Origin of the sequence: Bacillus sp. LM 4-2, assembly GCF_000978495.1 — a bacterium.
Taxonomy (GTDB): Bacteria; Bacillota; Bacilli; order Bacillales; family Bacillaceae; genus Bacillus; species Bacillus subtilis.
Genome location: NZ_CP011101.1, coordinates 1,673,932 through 1,691,023, shown reverse-complemented (window position 1 = coordinate 1,691,023; position 17,092 = coordinate 1,673,932). Strand labels below are relative to the sequence as shown.

The 17,092-nt window shown below is 41.8% G+C and carries 20 protein-coding genes; all 20 read right to left on the bottom strand.

All coding sequences use genetic code 11. The features are described 5' to 3' along the window. Nucleotides 1–8: 8 nt before the first annotated feature. Genes sigD through flgG form a run of 20 tightly spaced genes read right to left on the bottom strand, consistent with a single transcriptional unit; the run spans nucleotide 9 to nucleotide 17,084 of the window. Nucleotides 9–773, bottom strand: coding sequence for an RNA polymerase sigma-28 factor SigD (gene sigD, locus bslm_RS08600; protein ID WP_003220911.1), 765 nt, complete (start codon nucleotides 771–773; stop codon nucleotides 9–11). Between the two features lie 22 nt (nucleotides 774–795). Then, a complete protein-coding gene (gene cheD, locus bslm_RS08595; protein ID WP_003244852.1) occupies nucleotides 796–1,296 on the bottom strand; it encodes a chemoreceptor glutamine deamidase CheD in 501 nt (166 codons plus the stop codon). Further along, entirely contained in the window at nucleotides 1,293–1,922 is a 630-nt protein-coding gene (gene cheC, locus bslm_RS08590; protein WP_003231935.1) for a CheY-P phosphatase CheC, read from the bottom strand. The genes cheD and cheC overlap by 4 nt, the downstream gene beginning before the upstream one ends. Before the next feature lie 18 nt (nucleotides 1,923–1,940). Continuing rightward, on the bottom strand, nucleotides 1,941–2,411 hold the full coding sequence (gene cheW / locus bslm_RS08585; RefSeq protein WP_003231938.1) for a chemotaxis protein CheW: 471 nt from the start codon (nucleotides 2,409–2,411) through the stop codon (nucleotides 1,941–1,943). A 21-nt stretch (nucleotides 2,412–2,432) separates the two neighbouring features. Next, nucleotides 2,433–4,451 carry a chemotaxis protein CheA gene (gene cheA / locus bslm_RS08580; RefSeq protein WP_015483230.1) on the bottom strand — a complete coding sequence of 673 codons (2,019 nt, stop codon included), beginning with the start codon at nucleotides 4,449–4,451 and terminating at the stop codon, nucleotides 2,433–2,435. Nucleotides 4,452–4,456: 5 nt separating this feature from the next. After that, nucleotides 4,457–5,530 carry a protein-glutamate O-methylesterase CheB gene (gene cheB / locus bslm_RS08575; RefSeq protein ID WP_038428963.1) on the bottom strand — a complete coding sequence of 358 codons (1,074 nt, stop codon included), beginning with the start codon at nucleotides 5,528–5,530 and terminating at the stop codon, nucleotides 4,457–4,459. A 1-nt stretch (nucleotide 5,531) separates the two neighbouring features. Then, nucleotides 5,532–6,428, bottom strand: a complete 897-nt coding sequence (flhG, locus tag bslm_RS08570; protein ID WP_082098077.1) for a flagellum location/number ATPase FlhG — start codon at nucleotides 6,426–6,428, stop codon at nucleotides 5,532–5,534. Then, a complete protein-coding gene (flhF, locus tag bslm_RS08565) occupies nucleotides 6,419–7,519 on the bottom strand; it encodes a flagellar biosynthesis GTPase FlhF (protein ID WP_038428960.1) in 1,101 nt (366 codons plus the stop codon). Before flhF ends, flhG begins: the two co-directional genes overlap by 10 nt. Further along, entirely contained in the window at nucleotides 7,519–9,552 is a 2,034-nt protein-coding gene (gene flhA / locus bslm_RS08560) for a flagellar biosynthesis protein FlhA (RefSeq protein ID WP_003231947.1), read from the bottom strand. Before flhA ends, flhF begins: the two co-directional genes overlap by 1 nt. Nucleotides 9,553–9,584: 32 nt before the next feature. Next, nucleotides 9,585–10,667, bottom strand: coding sequence for a flagellar biosynthesis protein FlhB (flhB, locus tag bslm_RS08555; RefSeq protein WP_003231949.1), 1,083 nt, complete (start codon nucleotides 10,665–10,667; stop codon nucleotides 9,585–9,587). Next, entirely contained in the window at nucleotides 10,667–11,446 is a 780-nt protein-coding gene (gene fliR / locus bslm_RS08550; RefSeq protein ID WP_003245510.1) for a flagellar biosynthetic protein FliR, read from the bottom strand. Before fliR ends, flhB begins: the two co-directional genes overlap by 1 nt. Nucleotides 11,447–11,453: 7 nt before the next feature. Next, nucleotides 11,454–11,723, bottom strand: a complete 270-nt coding sequence (gene fliQ / locus bslm_RS08545) for a flagellar biosynthesis protein FliQ (RefSeq protein ID WP_003220888.1) — start codon at nucleotides 11,721–11,723, stop codon at nucleotides 11,454–11,456. A 14-nt stretch (nucleotides 11,724–11,737) separates the two neighbouring features. After that, on the bottom strand, nucleotides 11,738–12,403 hold the full coding sequence (gene fliP, locus bslm_RS08540; RefSeq protein WP_003245692.1) for a flagellar type III secretion system pore protein FliP: 666 nt from the start codon (nucleotides 12,401–12,403) through the stop codon (nucleotides 11,738–11,740). After that, complete coding sequence (fliZ, locus tag bslm_RS08535; protein WP_046381026.1) at nucleotides 12,396–13,055, bottom strand: flagella biosynthesis regulatory protein FliZ; 660 nt, start codon at nucleotides 13,053–13,055, stop codon at nucleotides 12,396–12,398. The genes fliP and fliZ overlap by 8 nt, the downstream gene beginning before the upstream one ends. A gap of 14 nt (nucleotides 13,056–13,069) precedes the next feature. Beyond that, complete coding sequence (cheY, locus tag bslm_RS08530) at nucleotides 13,070–13,432, bottom strand: chemotaxis protein CheY (protein ID WP_014476812.1); 363 nt, start codon at nucleotides 13,430–13,432, stop codon at nucleotides 13,070–13,072. Between the two features lie 25 nt (nucleotides 13,433–13,457). Continuing rightward, entirely contained in the window at nucleotides 13,458–14,594 is a 1,137-nt protein-coding gene (gene fliY, locus bslm_RS08525) for a flagellar motor switch phosphatase FliY (protein ID WP_003231962.1), read from the bottom strand. Next, a complete protein-coding gene (gene fliM, locus bslm_RS08520; RefSeq protein ID WP_003220879.1) occupies nucleotides 14,584–15,582 on the bottom strand; it encodes a flagellar motor switch protein FliM in 999 nt (332 codons plus the stop codon). The genes fliY and fliM overlap by 11 nt, the downstream gene beginning before the upstream one ends. Nucleotides 15,583–15,615: 33 nt before the next feature. After that, on the bottom strand, nucleotides 15,616–16,038 hold the full coding sequence (gene fliL / locus bslm_RS08515) for a flagellar basal body-associated protein FliL (protein WP_003231964.1): 423 nt from the start codon (nucleotides 16,036–16,038) through the stop codon (nucleotides 15,616–15,618). Continuing rightward, the gene (gene swrD / locus bslm_RS08510) at nucleotides 16,035–16,250 is read right to left on the bottom strand and encodes a swarming motility protein SwrD (RefSeq protein WP_003231966.1); all 216 of its coding nucleotides are present in this window, start codon (nucleotides 16,248–16,250) and stop codon (nucleotides 16,035–16,037) included. The genes fliL and swrD overlap by 4 nt, the downstream gene beginning before the upstream one ends. A 39-nt stretch (nucleotides 16,251–16,289) precedes the next feature. Beyond that, entirely contained in the window at nucleotides 16,290–17,084 is a 795-nt protein-coding gene (gene flgG, locus bslm_RS08505; RefSeq protein ID WP_003231968.1) for a flagellar basal body rod protein FlgG, read from the bottom strand. Nucleotides 17,085–17,092 lie beyond the last annotated feature (8 nt).

Sequence of the window (17,092 nt, the reverse complement as noted above, 5' to 3'; positions counted from 1 at the left end):
GAAATTCATTATTGTATCACTTTTTCCAGCAGATTCTTTAATTTAAATAATGCCTTTGAATGGATCTGAGATATGCGGGACGTAGAAAGATTTAATACTTGTCCGATTTCTGTCAGTGTCAACTCCTCTTTGTAGAACAAACTCACAACCAGCTGTTCTTTTTCAGAGAGTTCGTGAATTTTTTCCGCAAGCTGTGCAATCAGTTCATCCTTCATAATCTTTTCTTCAGGCGGAACATTTTTGTCATCTCTGATCATGACTTGAATGTTTTCCCCATCATCTTGATCATGGAGCTTTTCATCAATTGACAGCAGATTTGCAAAAAAACCTTCATTCATTGTTGACACGACATCCTGTACCGTCATTCCGAGTTCCTCTGCAATTTCCGCGGGCGATACATTCCGAAGATACCGCTGTTCAAGCTTTTCAATTGCTGCTTCAACCTTTTTTGTTTTTTCGCGCGAGGTTCTGGGCAGCCAATCTTCTTTACGAAGCCCGTCTATGATTGCGCCGCGAATTCTAAACGAGGCGTAGGTATCAAATTTTAAGTCCCGGCTGGGGTCAAATTTTTCAAGGGCATCATATAAACCAAGCATACCAAGGCTCATAAGATCGTCTTTATGCACTGATTTCGGCAGTCCGACAGAAATTCTGCCTACATGATATGTGACAAGCGGCATGTAACGGCGCATTAAGTCGTCACCGGCTTTAGGATCTTTCCACTCTTTCCAGCGCGTCCAAAGCACCTGATCTTCATAATTCAAGGATTGCATTGTTATCCCCCTAATACCTTAATTAAATCGTTTTTTCACCTTGTTTAACAGTTCGAATATGCAGCATGCAGGACTTCGGTTCAAATTCTATCGTCCGGCCGCTTGAGCCGCCCGTATCTTCACTAATAATAGGAATATTAAATAAAGACAGCTGTTCTTTTATCGCTAATACATTTCTCGGTCCGATCTTCATCAAATCATTTGTCGATTTAAATTTAAACATCTCTGATCCGCCGGCCAGCTTTGCTTTTAATGCAAATTTCCGGCATCCCGCTTCTATCAGCATATCAATCGTGGTCTGTACGGCGGTGTCAGCGTACTTAGCCCGGTTGAGCTCGGCAGTTTTCGATAACGTCGAATCCGGAAGCATGACATGAACAAGACCCGCCGTTTGCTTTTCTTTATCATAAAGCACCAGCCCCACACATGAGCCCAAACCAGAGGTCCGGATGGTATCCGGGAAGCGGGCGATCTTCACGTCAGCAATCCCAACCTTTATAACAACAGCCTCAGTTGTACTCATAATGATGCACCTAAGGCGACAAAGAGCTTTTCAAATGAATCATAGTCCGGCAGCATAAACATATGCGCTTTCAGCTCCTGCTGATGGCTTTGGTCAAAAATTGACGTGTCGACAACAATGGCGTGTTCTCCAACCTGACTGAGCTCCATCAGCCCTTCGCTGATCACTGCTCCGAACATGTCCAAAGAGACTTCAGGAACACTTGGATAGAGCTGGAGTTTCGTCAAATCCGCCAAAGCTGTTAAATATGACCCCGCTAAAATATTGCCCAGTTCATGCAAAGCGGATGAGCTCATGTGGTCTTCACCTAAGTCCTCTATGTCAAAATCGGGGTTTCCAATCAGCTCTCTGATAAACTGCTCCGCCTGAAAAAAAGGCATTATAAAGAACATTGAACCCGTTAAATCGCCTTCCATTCTTAAAAAGATGCTGGCAACCGGGACATCGGCGCCGCCGAAAAAATCAACAAGCTCATCAAAAGACAGCAGCTTTGCAAATGGGACTTCCATATCTATCTTTCTATTTAACAGCTGGGCCATTGCAGAGGCGGAGTGGCCGGCGCCTATATTGCCGACTTCCCGCAAAATGTCCATCTGCTCTTCTTTGATTCCATTAAAAATACTCATGTCATAACCCCTTTAAGATTAAGCTTGATCGGGCACAGCGGACTGAGATGATTCTTTATCCAAAACCGCGTTCGCATCAATAATATTTAAGAGTCTGTTCTCTTGTTTCACAATCTGTTCGATCGACACATCCGTATCTTTCTGAACGCCTTCTGGAGCAGATTCTATTTCACTTTCGTGTACGGTAATCACATCATTCGCTTCATCCACAATCCAGCCGACTTCAATATCACGATAAGCAATAATGATAATTCGTGTTTCATCTGTAATTTCATACTCTGGCAAATTCAGGCGTTTTCTTAAATCAATAACCGGAGTCACCACCCCGCGTAAATTGATTACCCCGCAAATATATGGTTCGACGCCAGGTACCCTCGTTGGCTTTTGCCATTTTTCAATTGATTTCACCTGAGTGACGGAAATGGCATATTCTTTGCCATTTACCATAAAGACTATCATTTTTTCGCCTGTTTTAATTTCTGCAGTCATGTGAGACACCTCCTCGAATGGTTAAATAATCAGTGCATTACAATCAATAATGAGCGCTACTTCTCCGTCTCCTAAAATAGTAGCTCCGGAAATTGCAAAGACGTTTGTTAAATAATCTCCGAGTGATTTCAGCACAACTTCCTGCTGGCCAATAAAGGAGTCCACCACAAATGCAGTAGGTTTGTCGCCTTTTTTCACGACAATGATATGGAGCTGTTCCGCATCTTTTCTTGTATCTTCTATTTTAAACTCTTCTTTTAAATAAACGACAGGGACAATATGCCCTCTAAAGTCAATCACTTCACGGTCATGCGTTTGCAAAATGTCTTTTCTGTCAATAACTGCTGTCTCAATGATTGAAGAAATCGGAATGGCAAATGTCTCTTCTTCCAACTTAATCAGCAGAACTGAAATAATAGACAAGGTAAGCGGCAGCTGGATGCTGAATAGAGAGCCTTGACCCTCGGCTGATTTCACACTGACTGAACCGCCAAGAGACTCCAGTTTGTTTTTTACAACGTCAAGTCCTACACCGCGGCCGGAAATATCAGAAATTTGGTCAGCAGTTGAGAACCCCGGAGCAAAAATCAATTCGTAAATTTGGTTGTCTTCTAAGGTTTCAGCTTCTTTTTCCGTTATGACCCCGCGCTCAAGCGCTTTTTCCAGAATTTTTTTTCGATTAAGGCCTGCGCCGTCATCCTCTACTTCGATAAAGACATGGTTGCCGCTGTGATAAGCTTTAAGCACAACTTTTCCTGATTCCGGTTTTCCCTTTTGCAAACGTGTTTCCGGCGCCTCGATACCATGGTCAATACTGTTTCTGATCAAGTGAACGAGTGGATCTCCGATTTCATCAATTACTGTACGATCCAGTTCAGTTTCCGCACCGATGATCGAGAGTTCAATTTTTTTATTCAGCTCTTTCTGAAGCTGGCGAATCATTCTCGGGAATCTGTTAAAAACAGTTTCAACCGGGACCATTCTCATATTCAGAATAATCGATTGCAAATCTCCGGAAATTCTCGTCATTCGTTCAACCGTTTCAGTCAGTTCATTATGCTCAAGCTCTTTCGCAATCTGCTCGAGACGCCCGCGGTCAATGACAAGCTCTTCAAATAAGTTCATTAAAGAATCAAGCCTGTCAATGTTGACACGAATTGTTTTAGATCCGCCGGCTGAATGCTTCGCCTGTTCATCGTTTTTAGCAGGCTGTTTTTGTTTCTCCTGCTTCGCAGGTACAGCTGCTGCTGGTGAATCTTCTTGCTTAGATTCTTCAGGCTTTTCAGCTGATGTTAAAGGAGCCCCTTGAATGACTTCAACATGCTCAATTTCCGACACGCCATTGATTAATTGTTCAATGTCTTCCGCTGATTGATGTGTTAAGAAACAAACTTGAAAGTCAGTTCCAAAATCTTCTGTTTCAAGCACTTCAGCACTTGGAATTGTTTTGGCTACTTCTCCGACTTCATTTAGTTTTTCAAACACCATATAGACACGAACTGCTTTTAACATACAGTTTTCGTTCAGAGAAATCTTGATTTCATATCGTTTGAAGCCTTGCTCCTCCGCTTCTTGTATAACTGTACGTTCAAATTCATCATATTCCCAATCAGATGCTGAACTCTGGGCTTCTGCAGGTTCCGCGGAGGCAGCGGATTCAGCGTGCGCACCATTCACATCAAGCTTGGCACTCACTTCTGAGATATCTCTTTTACCATCCCCGCCATCAATAATAGACTGAACCATTGCTTCCAGGTGATCCAGAGCTTCAAACAAAATATCCAGCCAGTCTGAGGTGACTGCCATGTCTCCGTTTCGGATTGCATCCAGCACGTTTTCAAGCAGATGGGTAAGATGTGCTAAATCCGTGTAGCCCATCGTTGCGCTCATTCCTTTTAATGTATGGGCAGCCCTGAATATATCATGTACGAGCTGAAGATCAGTCGGGTCTTTCTCTAAAAGAAGAAGCTTTTCATTACATGTTTGTAAATGTTCTTTACTCTCATCAATAAAGACATCTAAATACTGATTCATATCCATTTGAATCACACCCTCTCTTTTTTCACACAGCTTGTGATGGATGCTGCGATATCTTCCACATGTTTAATCTCATGAATGAGACCCGCTTTAACAGCAGCTTTTGGCATCCCGTATACGACACAAGATTCTTCAGACTCCGCAATGGCTTTCACATTGCCGGCTGTTAGCATGTCCTTTAGCCCAGCAGTGCCGTCACTGCCCATTCCGGTCATGATAACCGCTACTTTTTCATAATCTGTCAGTTTCCCGACAGAACGGAATAAATAATCAGCAGATGGTTTATGACGGCTTGGTGTGTCATGGTTATCAAGCACAATCTGAAGTCCTTCGCTGTTTTTAATAACGGATATGTTTTTTCCGCCCGGTGCTATGTAAACACAGCCGTTAAGAGCTGCTTCACCATCTTTTGCTTCTTTTACCTGAATGTCAGATAAATGATTCAGCCGATCAGCCAAAGAAGCAGTAAACCCTTCAGGCATGTGCTGAACGACAACCACTGGTGCGTTCAAATCCTTAGGGAGCTTCGGTATCACCTTTTGTAACGCCCGTGGACCGCCTGTTGATGTGCCGATACACACAATTTGTCTGCCCGTGCCAGGTTTCGGTTTGCTTAATTCAGGCTTAACGACAGCACGCACAATAGGTTCGGGCCGAACTGTCTGGGAAACAGGACGTATCCGCTTGCCGGAAAGTCCTGCCGCGACGACACGCTCAACTAATTGTTCTTTAATTTTGTATAAATCCAGAGATATTGAGCCTGATGGCTTTGTGATAAAATCAAAGGCACCGATCTCCAAACAATTAATTGTGCATTCTTTACCTTTCTCGGTCTGGCTCGACACCATAATGACCGGCAAGTTATAAATCTCAATAATTTTGCGGAGCGTATCTGTCCCATTCATGACCGGCATTTCAACATCAAGAGTAATAACATCCGGTTTTAATAATTCAATCTTCTTAAGCGCTTCTTCTCCGTTTCTCGCAGTTCCGATTACTTCTATCTGCTTTTCCTCGGTCAGAAAATCACTTATCATTTTTCTCATAAAAGCTGAATCATCAACTACAAGCACACGAATCAAATTAAGCCCTCCTCATTAAAAAAGAAGATAATTTCTCAATAAATGTCTGTTTGTCTTCTTTGTGTCTCGTTTCTTCTCTTTCAAACAAGGCGTCCGCTAAAATACGGACTGACCGGCTGGCTTTTGCCTGAGGGCTTTTTATGAAAAAAGGAACCTGCTCGACAACCGCTTTGCTCACGATCACATCGTCAGAAACGGAGCCGGCAAACTGAACCTGAACATCTAAAAACATATGAATTGTACGGGAGAGGCGGGCAAAAGCGTCAAGCCCTTCCTTTTGGTCACGGCACCGATTGACAGCCACCTTCATTGAAAGCTTATTTTCTGTCAAAACCAAGTGCTTGACAGCGCTGTATGCGTCCATAATGGCCGTCGGCTCGGGAGTTGTTATAATCAAAATATCTTCTGCTGATAAAATAAAAGGCAGTTGATCTTTTGATAAGCCCGCTCCCATATCAAACAGCACATAATCGAACTGGCTTAATGCATGAGAAAGTTCATTGGCAAAAAACGTCCATTTTCTCTGATCGAGCTGAAACATCACATCAAGACCGGTTCCCCCTGATATATACCGCAAACCCTTTGGGCCAATGGATAATGACTGGAGCAAAGGCTTACGATCGGTTAAAACATCAATTATCGTGGCAGACGATGAATTTCCCATTAATATATCAATGTTTCCCATCCCGATATCAAGGTCGATGAGCAGCACCTTCTTACCTTTATCCTGCAGCGCAAGTGCCATATTTAAGGTAATATTGGATTTTCCGACACCGCCCTTGCCGCTAATGACAGCAAGTGTCTTCGCTTTTTGTGAATAAACCATTGGCAGAACGCGCTCACGTTTTTCCATTTTCGCCCGTAAAGTTGCTGCTTGGTCATATCTGTTCATCTGCACAGCATCCTCACAAAACCAAGTGGAGATACAGTCTGTATATCCTCAGGCACATTCTGTCCGTTTGTCATAAACCCGACACCTATTTTTGATTCTGCCAGTATATTAAATACAGAACCTAAGGAAGTCGTTTCATCTATTTTCGTAAAAATATACTGATTGACAGGGACGGATGAAAACCGTTTGACAATATGCTTCATATCTTCATATTTTGCAGTCGCGGATAAAACAAGAAATGACTGAATGCTACTCTCAAAAGGAATCGTTTCTTTCAGTTCATCAATGTATTGCGGGTCCTTGAAGTTTCTTCCAGCTGTATCAACAAACACATGATCATACTCAGAAAATAGCTCCTTCGCCTGCTGAAATTCTTCTTTTGTATAGCAAACTTCCAGAGGAGCCTGCAGCAGTTCAGCGTATGTTTTCAACTGTTCAACAGCTGCAATACGATACGTATCTGTTGTAATAAAAGCGATTTTTTTATGTTTTTCAAGCATAGATATGGCTGCGAGTTTAGCCAGTGTAGTTGTTTTACCAGCCCCTGTTGAACCAAAGAGAACGATATATTTTGAATGAATTGGCTCCTGCCACTTGTCTGCTGAGGGCAGCATATCGCATAGTATTTCCTGAAGTTTGCCGACAACATTTTCTTCAGTCAAGCCGCCTGCTTCAACAGAGAAGCGAAGCAATTTTTTCAGAGTGTTCGTTTTCGTAGACTCTTTGATCCCTGTTTCGTGCAAAAGCTTTTCTGCTTTTCGCAGCGGCTCAGGAAGTACAGATTGATATGCTGAAAAATCACCTAGCTCCTGTTGCGCCGGAATTTGAGGGGGATATGTTCTCTCCTCTATTTTCGGACTGCTGACCGGAGTTTTTAATGTTTGTTTCGGTTCAGCTGCCTTCTGAGGCGTTTTTTTCTCAAGAAAGTCCTGATCCAATACGGCGATTACTTCAACAGCAGGCTTGTTGACGAGGCCAAACCATTTTCGCTTTTTAATTTTTTTCGAATTTAATATGACCGCTTCATTACCTAACTCTTTTCTGATGAGAAGTGCCGCTTCTTGCATTGAAGCAGCAGTAAATTTTTTTATTTTCATTAAATATCCACCACTCCAATGCTTTGTACCTCAACATTCGCCTCAAGTTCGTTATAAGAGAGTACCGGAAGATCAGGGAAGTACCGTTCCAGAAGCTGCTTCACATACATTCTGACAGGCGGCGAACAAAGAAGAATCGCGGTTTCCTGACGTAATGAGAGCTGTTCAGCTTCTTTAGCGACAGAGCGCACTATACTTTCTGAAATATCTGGTTCAAGTGATAAATAGTTCCCGTGTTCCGTCTGCTGCACACCGTCTGCTATTGCTTTTTCTACACGGCCGGAACAAGTAACAACCTTCAACACTTCATTTTCTTTGGCAAACTGGGCTGTAATTTGTTTAGCAAGCGCTTGTCTTGTATACTCTGTCAAGAGATCAGAATCTGTTGTTAATTTCCCATAGTCAGCAAGTGTTTCAAAAATCGTTACTAAGTTTCGAATTGAAACTTTTTCTTTTAAAAGCTTAGCAAGCACTTTCTGAATATCACCGACAGACAATGGATTCGGCGTAACCTCTTCAACCAGGACTGGATACGATTCTTTCAAGTGATCGATCAGCTGTTTTGTCTCCTGCCTTCCGATCAATTCGTGGGCATGCTGCTTAATTTTCTCCGTAATATGCGTTGAAACGACTGATGCAGGATCAACTACTGTATAACCAAGCATGTCGGCTTCATCCTTTACCGCTTCGCTAATCCATTTAGCCGGCAGCCCGAATGAAGGCTCCACTGTTTCAATCCCTTCAATGAGATCGTCCTCAGGAGTAGGCGACATCGCTAAATAATGATCAAGCAACAACTCGCCTTTTGCTACTTCGTTTCCTTTAATTTTCAATCGGTATTCATTAGGCTGCAACGCTATATTATCTCTGATTCGCACGACAGGAATGACAAGCCCGAGTTCCAAAGCCAACTGACGGCGTATCATAACAATTCGGTCTAATAAATCACCGCCTTGATTGGCATCAGCAAGCGGTATCAGGCCATATCCAAACTCAAATTCTATCGGATCTATATGCAGAAGCTGAACAACACTTTCAGGGCTTTTAAGCTCGTCCACCTCAGCCTCTTCCTCAAGAATCTCATCCACTTCTTCTTTTTCCTTACCTGATTTAGATAGTGTATATGCGCCAAAAGCAAGCAATCCCGCAAGCGGCCCCGTCAGAAGGATGCCGATCGGAGTGAAAATACCTAAAAGCATGATCGTAGCTGCTGCGACGTATAAAAGCTTTGGATACGCAAACAGCTGGCCTGTAATGTCATGCCCTAAGTTTCCTTCAGAGGCAGCTCTTGTGACCACAATACCCGTAGCCGTAGAAATTAACAGTGCCGGGATTTGCGAAACAATTCCATCCCCTACAGTCAGCATCGTAAAGTGTGAAGCAGCCTCTTGAATGGACATGCCCTGCTGAAGCATCCCGATCACGATTCCGAAAATAATATTGATCATCACAATGATGATTCCGGCAATGGCGTCACCTTTTACAAATTTACTGGCACCGTCCATTGCTCCATAAAAGTCTGCTTCTCTTGCCACTTTTTCGCGGCGATGCTTCGCTTCCTGTTCGGTAATCATCCCTGCGTTTAAATCAGCATCAATACTCATCTGCTTCCCAGGCATTGCGTCCAGCGTAAACCTTGCTGCAACCTCGGAAACACGTTCAGCACCTTTTGTAATGACGATAAACTGAATAATAATAAGGATGATAAATACAACGAGTCCAACTAATACATTTCCGCCGACAACGAAATTTCCGAAAGTCTCGACGACTTTACCTCCTTCACCGTGTGAAAGAATTGAACGGGTAGTTGAGACGTTCAAGCCCAAACGAAATAGGGTCAAAAGCAGCAACAGTGACGGAAAAATCGAAAACTGAAGCGCTTCCTGCATATTCATTGTGGTGAGAAGCACGATCAACGCAAGAGAAATATTAATAATGATCAAAATACTTAACAGCCATGGAGGAAATGGAATCACCAGCATCGCCACAATGAGGACAACACTTATTAAAACGGATAAATCTCTTGTTGACATGCTGTTTTTTCTCTCCTTTTAAATCGAAAAATTCAATATACTTTTTGTTTTGTTTTATATACGTAAGCCAGAATTTCTGCTAAAACTTTAAAAAATTCTTCCGGCACTGCCTGGTCAATTTCCACCTGATCATATAACGCACGGGCAAGCGGTCTGTTTTCTACCATCATGACATCATGCTCTTTAGCAATTTTCCTGATTTTTAACGCAAGGTGGTCGACGCCTTTTGCAACAATATAAGGTGCGTCCATTTTTTCTTCATCATATTTCAAAGCAATCGCATAGTGAGTCGGGTTTGTGATAATGACATCTGCTTTTGGAACTTCCTGCATCATCCGCCTCATCGCCATTTCCCGCTGTCTTTGTTTAATTTTAGACTTGATAATCGGGTCTCCTTCAGATTTTTTGTACTCATCTTTTATATCTTGTTTTGACATTTTGATATTTTTCTCATAGTCAAATCTCTGATATAAATAGTCGAGACCAGCAAGAATCAACAATGCACCTGCACCGCTTAGTCCCATCCACAAAGTGAGTTTTGAAACGAAAGAAAGTGCCTCTTCGGGTGTCAGGAGAGGAAGCCGGAGAATTTCTCCATAATGCAGCCAAAGCACAGCAAAAGCCGCAAAACCAACGACTACGATTTTCAAAATTGATTTAATCAGCTCTACAATCGCCCTCATACTGTATATTCGTTTAAAGCCTTTGATCGGATCCAGTTTTTCAAGCTTAGGCTGTATCACTTCAGCAGAAAATAAGAACCCAACCTGCATATAGTTGCTTACGACTCCTGCAACAAGAGCAACAAGCAAGATCGGTGCGAGTATCATGCCCATATCCTTTAATAAGCTGACAAACAATGTATGCACATTTGATTCTGAGAGCTTCATTGTGAGCGATTCGGTATAAAATGTTTCTATGAATGACAGCAGCCTGTCTCTCATATACGGACCAATTGCAATAAGCGAAAGGAATATTACCAGTAAAGAAACGGCGGTATTGACATCCGAGCTTTTGGCTACTTGCCCTTTTTTTCGCGTATCCTTCCGTTTTTTCGGAGTGGCTTTTTCTGTCTTCTCTCCCGCAAAAAACTGCAGGTCAACTCTAAGCTTCATTAAGAAACACCGACCAATGCTAAAAGATTCCGCATCGTTTCAATCGTTAAACTGAAAACATTCCGGACAACGACGAAGATAACGGACATACATACAATGAGCATAATGAAACTGACAGCGATCTTTAAAGGCAGACCGACCACAAATACATTTAACTGCGGAACAGTTCGAGCCACGATACCTAATGCTAAATCAACTAGAAACAAACTGGCCACAACCGGCGCTGACATTTGAAAAGCGATAATAAACATTGCATTAAAGCTTTTCGCAATAAAATAGGCAAACTTTTCATCGCCGAAATTCGGAAATGCCTGATCAACTGAAATATACTGAAAGCTGTAGTAAATACCATCCAGCAACAAATGGTGGGCATTGACACTTAGCATAAACAAAAGTGCCATCGTATAGATAAACTGGCCAATCAACGGACTTTGTGCACCGGTTTGCGGATCAATAACGTTTGCTATTGAAAATCCCATTTGAAAATCAATAAACGAGCCGGCAATCTGCACTGCGGCAATCATCATATAAGCAATTAAACCCAGACATAGGCCGACCAAAGCTTCTTTAAACGCCAAAAGCATATAGTGCTCATCTATCTCCAAAGAGGGCGGTTTATCAATGGTGCTGAAACAAATGACCGCAAGAAAAAAAGCAAAACCTATGCGATGAACAGCTGGCACATTTCGATGTCCAAATAGCGGAATCGTTACAAAAAAAGCAGAGATTCTAATAAAAACCAATAAAAAAGCAGGAAATAAGTCAATAATTGAATTCATCTCTACATTACCCTGCAAAACGATTTAAATTAGAAAACAGCTCTGTTGTAAATGAAAGAATCGTCGACAGCATCCACGGACCAAAAAAAATGAGAGCCAGGAGAACCGCCACGATTTTCGGAATAAACGCCAAAGTCTGTTCCTGGATTTGAGTTGTCGCCTGAAATATGCTGACAATTAAACCGACCAGTAAAGCAATAGCCAATAATGGCCCGCTGATCATCAGCGTTACGTATACGGCTTTTTCCGCCATAGAAATTACAAATTCTGAACTCACGTTTAGCACCTACCCTAAAAGCTCTGAAGCAAAGATTTCACAATTAAATACCAGCCGTCTACCAAAACAAAAAGTAATATTTTAAAGGGCAGAGAAATCATAACTGGAGGCAGCATCATCATTCCCATTGACATCAAGACGCTCGCCACTACCATATCTATAATTAAAAAAGGGATAAAAATCATAAAACCTATTTGAAATGCTGTTTTAAGCTCCGATATGGCAAAAGCCGGAACCATTGTTGTTAACGGAATATCCTTTAATGATTCAGGTTTATCCATTTTCGCGTAATTCATAAACAGCGCCAGATCCTTCTGCCTTGTGTGTTTACTCATAAATTCTTTAATCGGTTCCTCAGCTTTCGTATACGCTTCATCCAAGCTGATTTTGTTGTCCATTAATGGGGTCAGCGCTTCTTTATTAATTTCTGAAAAAGTAGGAGCCATAATAAAAAATGTTAAAAACAGCGCAAGCCCGATTAGAACCTGGTTTGGGGGCATAGATTGCGTCGCAAGTGAAGTTCTGACAAATGACAGAACAATGACGATGCGAGTAAAACAAGTCATAAGAATCAATATTCCAGGCGCCACTGAAAATACAGTTAACAATAATAGTAATTTAACAGTCGAACTTACGTTTTCCGGATCGCTTGAACTGAAAATATTTATAAACTCATTCATGATGACGTGGGCCTTTCTTCTTTCCTTCAGAACGGTTTTGTTTTAACTCTTCAAGTTGCTCTTTTAATGCTTTTGAAAATGAAGGCAGTTTTTGCTGCGGCTGATGTTCAGAACTCTTAAGCGGCTTCACAAACTTTTGCCACTCTATTTTGCTTGACATTGCCTCTTCATGCTGACTGAGAATGACTTCAATCTCTTTTTCATCCTCAATTTCTTTCAGCAGCTGGATCGTCTCTCCTACACCGACGATGAGCACACTTTTTCCGACCTTGATCAATTGTATGGATCTGTTCTGGCCAACCGATGTGCCGCCAATATTTTCAACATATTGAAAAGGCTTTAGGAGCCGATTTCTTTTGTTCATGAGCTTAACCAGCCCGTAAATCAGCGCGATAACAAACAGTAAAGCGAAAATCATCTTTACAAAATCAAAAGCTGAGACAGAAGGAGCAGCCGCTCCCTCCGTCTCATCAGCAGTTTTTGTTGTTTTTTCTTTCTTTTGCTCTGATTGATCTGCAGTTTTTTCATCTTTCTTTTGAAACCATTCGTTTACAGTTGAATTATCAGAGTCTGCCGCGGCAGCAGCAATCGGATGTACACTGAATAAAACGAAAAAACAAATAAAAACAATAAAATATTGACTCTTTTTCAACAGTCGTACACCCTTTAACTTAATGTTTTGTTGATTGCTTCAAGCACACGGTCAGCCTGGAAAGGTTTCACAATGAAATCCTTAGCGCCGGCCTGAATGGCATCAATAACCATTGATTGCTGTCCCATAGCAGAACACATGATGATTCTTGCCTGCGCATCAATTTGTTTAATTTCTTTTAATGCTGTAATACCATCCATTTCTGGCATCGTGATATCCATAGTAACAAGGTCAGGTGAATGCTCTTTATATTTCTCTACCGCTTGTGCTCCATTTTCAGCTTCCGCCACAACTTCAAAACCATTTTTAACTAAAATATCTTTAATCATCATTCGCATAAATGCTGCGTCATCTACAATTAAAATTCTATGTGCCATAATCTATCTCTCTCCTTGTGTTTCGTTATTTTAAATTATTAATGCGCTCTGCCTGGCTTAAAATGTCAGTGACTCTTACTCCGAAGTTTTCTTCAATGACAACGACCTCGCCTTTGGCAACGATACGCTGATTAACTAAAATATCTACAGGCTCACCGGCTAATTTATCAAGCTCGATAATACTTCCGGCAGAAAGCTCTAAAATCTCTTTTACGCTTCTCTTCGTTCTGCCAAGCTCAACAGTAATCGAAAGCGGGATATCCAAAAGCATATCCAGATTATGAATAGGGGCTTGTACAGCTTCGTTTGGATCAAACGCGGAAAATTCCACCGGTGAAACCTGAACTGGCGCTGCTTTTTTTGCTGTTCCCTGCCTTTTTGGCGGCTGCTGCTGTTGCTTCGGTTCAATACGCGGCTCTGGCGTCACAGGCTCTTTCGGCTGTTCGTATGTAACTTCAGGCTGCACCGTTTCTTCTTCCTCTGCACTTTCTGAGTTCATAAGGCTTGAAATTAAATCTTTCGCAAATGTCAATGGGTAAAGTTGCATAATGCTGGAGTCTATTAATTCTCCCACCTTTAAGTTGAAAGAAACTTTCACCAGCATTTCATCATCAGGAATACGGTCTGTACCCTTTTCTTCAGTAACATCCAGCAATTCAACCCGAGGAGGTGAAATATCAATTTTTTTACTGAATACAGTAGACATTGATGTGGCAGCCGATCCCATCATTTGGTTCATTGCTTCTTGAACCGCACTTAAATGGATTTCACCCAGTGAAGGGTCCGCACCTTTTCCGTCTCCCCCGATCATTAAGTCCGCAATGATCGCCGCGTCACTTTGTTCCACGACTAACAGGTTGCTTCCGCTGAAGCCCTCCGTATAATTCACTTCAATCGCTACATACGGTTCAGGAAACGCATCGCTGATTTTACTTCTTGGAATGACCGTTACGCTTGGAGTCGTAATATCGACCTTTTGATTTAAAAGCGTTGACAGTGCTGTCGCAGAACTGCCGAATGAAATATTACCGATTTCACCGATCGCATCACGCTCCATTTCCGATAAGTCATCTACTTCCGGAATCTCTGGCTCATCAAGCGTGCTGCCAGTACCGTTAAGAAGCGCGTCAATCTCATCTTGAGATAATCTATTATTCTCCATCTTGTTCACCTCTTATGTCGTGATCTAAAATTTGCACTGCCTGTTTTCGATTCACCCGGCCGGCTTGTCCTAAAAATTTCGGCTTATCTCCGACCAATACAGTAAGAGGATCCGTGACTGATTTGTCCAAAGTTATGCAGTCTCCGACTTCTAAACTTAAAAACTCTTCTATCGTCAGTTCAGATGTGCCGAGCTCGGCCACGACAGGTATTTGTGCTGTCATGATACGTTTTTCAAGCGACTTTGTTTCCTCAGGCTTTGGCTCATTTCGGTCTGATTGCATCCAATAGTGGACTGAAAGCTTCGGTATGAGCGGCTCGAGTACAATATGCGGGATACAGAGATTAATGACACCGCTGATTTCACCAATTTGAGTATTGAGCGAGATCACCACGACTGTTTCATTAGGAGATACCATCTGAACAAATTGCGGATTCACTTCAAACTCAGTCATTTCCGGTTCAATATCAGCAATTGACTGCCAAGCTTCTTTATAATTACCCAGTGCATTTTCAAATAAATTAGAAATGATTTTTGTTTCAATTTCTGTCAAACTGTCAACCTTGTTATGACTGATTCCAATCCCGCCCATGACTCGATCCATCATCGTATAAGCTATCGTGGGGTTGACCTCCATCATAATTCTTCCTTCCATCGGATGAACATCAAATAGATTCAGAATCGTCATGTTTGGAATCGATCTGATAAATTCCTCATACGGAACCTGATCAACAGAACTGACAGATATGTGAATATAGGTTCTGAGCTGAGCAGAAAAATGAGTGGTAAGAAGTCTTGCAAAATTGTCATGAATTCTCGTTAAACTGCGGATCTGATCCTTAGAAAACCGCAGCGCACGTTTGAAATCATAAACCTTGACTTTCTTCTCTTTTTCTTCTTTTTTCAGCTCTTCAGCGTCCATTTCACCAGTTGATATTGCAGAGAGCAGTGCATCTATTTCATTTTGGGAGAGAACTTCTCCTGACATTTTCCTCACCTCCGTATTCTGTCAAATTATGCTTTATTGCAGATTAAAGGAGGTAATATACACTTTTTCTACTTTTCCTTCTTGGAGGTAGCTATTTATTTTATCTTTTAGTTCCTTCTTAAAGGTTTCTTTTCCCTTGTCTCCCTCAATCTGATCAGCATTCGTATCAGCCAGCAGTGATATAACAGCGTCTTTCACTTGGAAATCACGTTTCTCAAGTTCTTCTTTTGATTTATCAGAATCAGTTTCAAGTTTAATAGCAAGACGGATAATGTTATCAGACTTTAAATTTGTTGTGATCTCTTCTACATCAACAGAAGACGCAACGATTTCATCAATACTTTTTTTCGCTTCACTTTTTTCGGACTTTCCGCCTAAAACAAAATAAGCCGCCGCCCCGAGAGCACCAATTACGATAAGAATAATTAGTAATATGATCATTAACTTTTTCTTCATTCCGGTTCCTCTATTCCTTGATCCATTGCAAATATTTGTATTTTTCGGTAGAAAGCTGCGATCTTTTCCAGAACAGCTTCTTCATCTTCTTTTACTACAAACTTCTTACCATTTGACAGAGTAATTGTAGTATCCGGAAAACATTCAATCTGTTCAATAAATAGCGCATTCAGTGTAAAGGGCTGCCCGTTCAAACGGGTTACTTTAATCATAAAACAGCGGAGAAGCGATTACTCGCCTCCCCTCCCTCCTTAACGTTTAAGGTTAACCAGTTCTTGAAGGATTTCATCAGATGTTGTAATAATTTTTGAGTTTGATTGGAATCCGCGCTGGGCTACGATCATTTCAGTAAATTCGTCAGTTAAATCGACGTTAGACATTTCGAGAAATCCTGATTTAAGAGCACCAGTTCCGCCGTCACCAGGCTGGTTCGCTGCACTGGCCGTTCCAGAGTTTAAAGATTCACGGTATAGGTTGCTTCCGATTTTATCCAATCCATCACTGTTGGCAAAAGTAACAATCCCGATTTGTCCCCCGTCTTGTGTTTTCCCCTCAGCATCAACAATTGACACCTTTCCATCAGAACCAATGCTAAAGCTTTGAGCATCAGTAGGAATTTTAATTGTTCCGCCATTCATATTTAGTACATGGTAGCCATCACCTGTAACCAGTGTTCCAGTATTATCTAAATAGAAGTTCCCTGCTCTTGTATAAGCTGTCCCGTCACCTGTATCAATTCGGAAGTAACCGTCGCCGTCAATTGCTAAATCAAGTGTTCTTCCTGTGCTTTGTGTCGCGCTTGTTGAATGAATTGTATCAATTGTGCCAGATGATGAACCTAAACCGATTTGCTTAGAGTTTGTTCCGCCGATTGTTGCACCAGCAGCAGAACCGCCGGCAATGGTTTGGCTTACCATATCTTTAAAGGTCACACGGCTCTTTTTGAATCCTACTGTATTTACGTTGGCAATGTTGTTACCGATTACGTCAAGCTTTGTTTGAAAGTTCTTCATACCGCTGATTCCAGAATAAAGTGAACGTAACATAATATATT